The following is a 4,741-nucleotide window of genomic DNA, read 5'->3' on the forward strand; positions in this document are numbered from 1 at the left end:
CCCTCACTGCTGGTGAGGGGGCCTCGGTCGTTCCGCCCATCGGGACGGAACCACCCGACTCACCCTCATCGGACCCTTGACGCAAGGCAGTTATGAATCGCACATTTGACCGTTTATAGATCATTTGACCCTTGCGATCATGCGGGAGGGTCATGGACCCTATCCTGGATCCGGTGTGCTCGGCCGGGCCGCTGTCCCAGACCGGCCGAGGGCGCTTGGAACGCATGATTCCGCTGCGCGGCGGCAGGACATGGGGGTTTTCTGCGCGGCGTGATCGAACAGCGGGCATCATGCAACCGGCAGGTGACTGTTGCATGTCCTAGTACCAGTGGCCCGCCACACATCGTTTTGACCCGCGGCTTGAGGGGGCCGCGGCCGGGACGCACCGACACACCACAGCACACGCAGTCACCATGCGTGCGGGGGGATGACTCATGACGTCGACGCCCAATGCCGCCGGGAAATCCGACAGCGCCGGGAAGCCCAGCGACTCTGCCCGGACGACCCAGCTCCGGATGCCCGCGGGTCCTAGCACCGGCGGCCATCGGCCGCGCCAGAGAAAGGCGCTGCCGCGGTACGACTACGAGCACTACAGCAGGCTCGCCGGTCCCCTTACTCAACCAGCAGCGGACACCCCGTACAAGGTGCAATACCGGTCACTCCTGTCTCAGGAACCGCACCGAATACGAGCCGCTCTGCTGCTCGGCGCGGCGCCCCTGGTCTCCCTCGGACTTTTCGTCTGGCTGATGCAGCCCTCGCACTGGACCGAGCGCGATCCGAACCTCAAGAACGACACCCTGCTGATCCTCGACATCGTGATGCTGGTCTCGATCGGACTGATCGAACTCTTCCGCACGATGAACGTGCTCTCCAACGCGCACGCGACCCTGGTGGCGCGCGACCCCGTCCCGGTGGTCCCCGAGAGCGGCACCAAGGTGGCCTTCCTCACCTCCTTCGTCCCGGGCAAGGAGCCCCTGGAGATGGTGACGAAGACCCTGGAGGCGGCGGTACGCATCCGCCACCGCGGGCCGGTGCACGTCTGGCTGCTCGACGAGGGCGACGACCCGGCGGTGAAGGAAGTCTGCGCCCGGCTCGGGGTGAAACACTTCTCCCGCAAGGGCGTCCCGGAGTGGAATCAGCCCAAGGGCCCGCACCGCGCCAAGACCAAGCACGGGAATTACAACGCCTGGCTCCAGGCCCACGGTGACGAGTACGACTTCTTCGCCTCCGTCGACACCGACCACATTCCGCAGCCCAATTATCTGGAGCGGATGCTCGGTTATTTCCGCGACCCCGATGTGGGTTTTGTCATCGGACCGCAGGTCTACGGGAACTACGACACCTTCGTCACCAAGGCCGCCGAGTCGCAGCAGTTCCTCTTCCACGCCCTGATCCAGCGCGCCGGAAACCGCTATGGCGCACCGATGTTCGTCGGCACATCCAACGCCGTACGCATCAAGGCGATCAAGCAGATCGGCGGTCTGTACGACTCGATCACCGAGGACATGGCGACCGGCTTCGAGATCCACCGGGCGAAGAACCCCGAGTCCGGCAACCGGTGGCGCTCGGTCTACACCCCGGACGTCCTGGCGGTCGGCGAAGGCCCCACCGCCTGGACCGACTTCTTCACCCAGCAGCTCCGCTGGTCCCGGGGGACCTACGAGACGATCCTCAAGCAGTACTGGAGGGGCTTCGGCACACTGCCGCCGGGCAAGCTCTTCAACTACACCATGATGATCATCTTCTATCCGATGTCCGCCCTGAACTGGATTCTCGCCGCGCTGAGCTGCGCGCTCTTCCTGGGGATGGGCGCCTCGGGTGTGCAGATCGACCCGCTGGTGTGGATGATGCTGTACGGCAATGCCTCCGCGCTCCAGATCGGCCTCTACATCTGGAACCGCCGCCACAATGTCTCCCCGCACGAGCCCGAGGGCTCCGGCGGTCTCGCGGGCATGGTGATGTCGGCGCTCTCCGCCCCGATCTACGCCCGCTCGCTGATGGACGCCGTACTGCGCCGCAAGAGCGGCTTCGTCGTGACCCCCAAGGGCGACTCGTCCAGCCCGGACACGCTGTTCGGCACCTTCCGTATCCATCTCTTCTTCATCGCCGTCTTCGGCGGCTCACTGGGCTCGTCCTTCTACTTCGGACACGACCATCCGGCGATGATCACCTGGGCCCTGCTCGCGCTGCTCATCACCGCCGCGCCGATTCTGGTCTGGCGGCACGGCATCCGCGCGGAGAAGAAGAAGCGTGCCGCTCTCGCGGACGGCCAGGACCCGGCGAGCGACTCCGGACCGGCGCCCCATGTGCCGCAGCAGCGGCCCCAGCCGTCGTCCGTGCCCGGGAAGCCGTCCGCGCCCGGGTCCGCCGCCGACTCCGCGCCCGGGGCCTCGTCCGACACCGCCGAACAAACCATGCAGATCGCCCTTGGGGGACGTAAGAAATGAGCACGATGCCCGTCCGGACGAATCACCGCAGGAGGCGCGCGCGTCGCATCGCGATAGGCGCGGTGGTGGTTGTCGCGGTGGCCGGGATGAACGGGCCGGCGCTCTGGCGCTTCGGCAGCGAGAAATATCATGAGTACAAGATCAACCAGCCGGAGTACAAGGCTGCGAACGGTCACTGGTCGTTTCTCGATGTCCCTTCCGAATACCGCATCAACACCATCCACGCGGCTCTGCTGCACACCGGTAAAGTGCTGCTGATCGCCGGTTCCGGCAACAATCAGAAGAACTTCGACGCGAAGAAGTTCGAATCGGTGCTGTGGGACCCGGAGTCGGGGGACTTCAAGAAGATCCCCACCCCCGCTGACATGTTCTGCGCCGGGCACACCCAGCTGCCGGACGGCAAGCTGCTGGTCGCCGGCGGCACCAAGCGGTACGAGAAGCTCCAGGGCGATGTCACCAAGGCGGGCGGTCTGATGATCGTCCACAACGAGGACCCGGACCGGCCCAAGACCCTGCCGGCCGGGACCAAGTTCACCGGCAAGAAGAACGGCAAGACGTTCGTCTCCAAGGACCCGGTTCTGGTGGAGAAGGCGAAGAAGGTCTTCGACCCGAAGACGGGGAAGTTCCTGCGGACCGAGGCGGGCCTCGGCCGGATCTACGTCGAGGCCGAGAAGTCCGGGCAGAAGCACGAAACCGGCACCGAGGACAACTACCGGGTACAGGGCCTATCCGGCTCCGACACCCGAAATGTGTATGGAATCGCCCAGAAGCTCGCGCTCGACAAGAAGGACTTCCAGGGCATCAAGGACGCCTATGAGTTCGATCCGGTGGCGGAAAAGTACATCCCCGTCGACCCGATGAACGAGGCCCGCTGGTATCCGACGCTCACCCCGCTCAAGGACGGCAAGGTCCTCTCCCTCTCCGGGCTCGACGAGATCGGCGCGATCGTCCCCGGCAAGGACGAGATCTACGACCCGAAGACCAAGAAATGGGAGTACACCGGGAAGATCAGGAAGTTCCCCACCTACCCGGCGATCTTTCTGATGGACAACGGCAAGCTCTTCTACTCCGGCTCCAACGCCGGTTACGGCCCCGCCGATGTCGGCCGGGACCCGGGCGTCTGGGATCTGGAGACCAATAAGTTCGACAAGATCCCCGGGCTGAGCGACCCCGACAAGATGGAGACCTCGGCGACCGTGATGCTGCCGCCCGCCCAGGACCAGCGGTTCATGGTCATCGGCGGCGGCGGGGTCGGCGAGTCCGAGAAGTCGAGCGACAAGTCCCGGCTGGTGGACCTCAAGGAGGACAAGCCCCGGTTCAAGGACGGCGCGACCCTGGACAAGGGCACCCGCTATCCGAGCGCCTCGCTGCTGCCCGACGACTCCGTCCTGGTCACGGGCGGATCCTCGGACTACCGGGGCCGCGACGGCTCGAACATCCTCCAGGCCCGTACGTACGATCCGAAGACGGGCGAGTACCAGCGGGTCGCCGACCCCCGGGTGGGCCGCAACTACCACTCCGGGTCGCTGCTGCTGCCGGACGGCCGCGTCATGATCTTCGGCTCGGACTCGCTCTACGCGGACAAGGCCAACACCAAGCCGGGCGTCTTCGAGCAGCGGATCGAGATCTACACCCCGCCCTATCTGTTCAAGGGCGACAAGCCGAAGATCAGCGGCGGCCCGAAGTCCGTCGAGCGCGGTGAGTCGGGCACCTTCAAGATCGCGAGCGAGCACGGAGTGGGGTCGGCCAAGCTGATGCGCCCGAGCGCCGTCACCCATGTCACCGACGTCGACCAGCGCACGATCGCCCTCAAGACGAAGAAGACGGCGACCGGCGTCGAGATCACCGTGCCGAAGAACCGGTCCCTGGTGCCGTCCGGCTGGTACATGCTGTTCGTGACGGACACGAAGGGAACACCGTCCGAGGCGGTGTGGGTCGAGGTCCCCTAACCCCTCCCGTAACCCTCCCGTTTCCGGTATGCCCGAGCCCCCGGCGAGAAGTTCGCGCCGGGGGCTCGCGGGCGTACGGGGAGTTCCCCGCGCGCGGCGAGAGCGGTCGTACGGGTGCACCGGCCGCGGCGCTGTCGGCGCAGACCACCGTACGCGGGCACGGCTCCCCCGGCAGTCGGCTCCTCGCCGGGACCGGGCCTCTGCGGAGACCAGCTCCCCGACGGGCGCCTGCCCGGCATTCCGGGCAGGCGCTCGCCGTACGCGCGCAACGGCTCCCCCGGCAGCCGACCCCTCAGCGACACGCGCCGTACGCGGGCGCGGCTCCCTCAGCAGGCGGCTACCCGG

The 4,741-nt window shown here is 66.4% G+C and carries 2 protein-coding genes; both read left to right on the top strand.

The window, feature by feature from the left end:
• Positions 1-434: 434 nt before the first annotated feature.
• The gene (locus ACWF94_RS33730) at positions 435-2,447 is read left to right on the top strand and encodes a glycosyltransferase family 2 protein (RefSeq protein WP_453497399.1); all 2,013 of its coding nucleotides are present in this window, start codon (positions 435-437) and stop codon (positions 2,445-2,447) included.
• Positions 2,444-4,396, top strand: coding sequence for a galactose oxidase-like domain-containing protein (locus tag ACWF94_RS33735; RefSeq protein WP_453497402.1), 1,953 nt, complete (start codon positions 2,444-2,446; stop codon positions 4,394-4,396). The genes ACWF94_RS33730 and ACWF94_RS33735 overlap by 4 nt, the downstream gene beginning before the upstream one ends.
• Positions 4,397-4,741 lie beyond the last annotated feature (345 nt).

Source organism: Streptomyces sp. NPDC055078 (genome assembly GCF_053607985.1).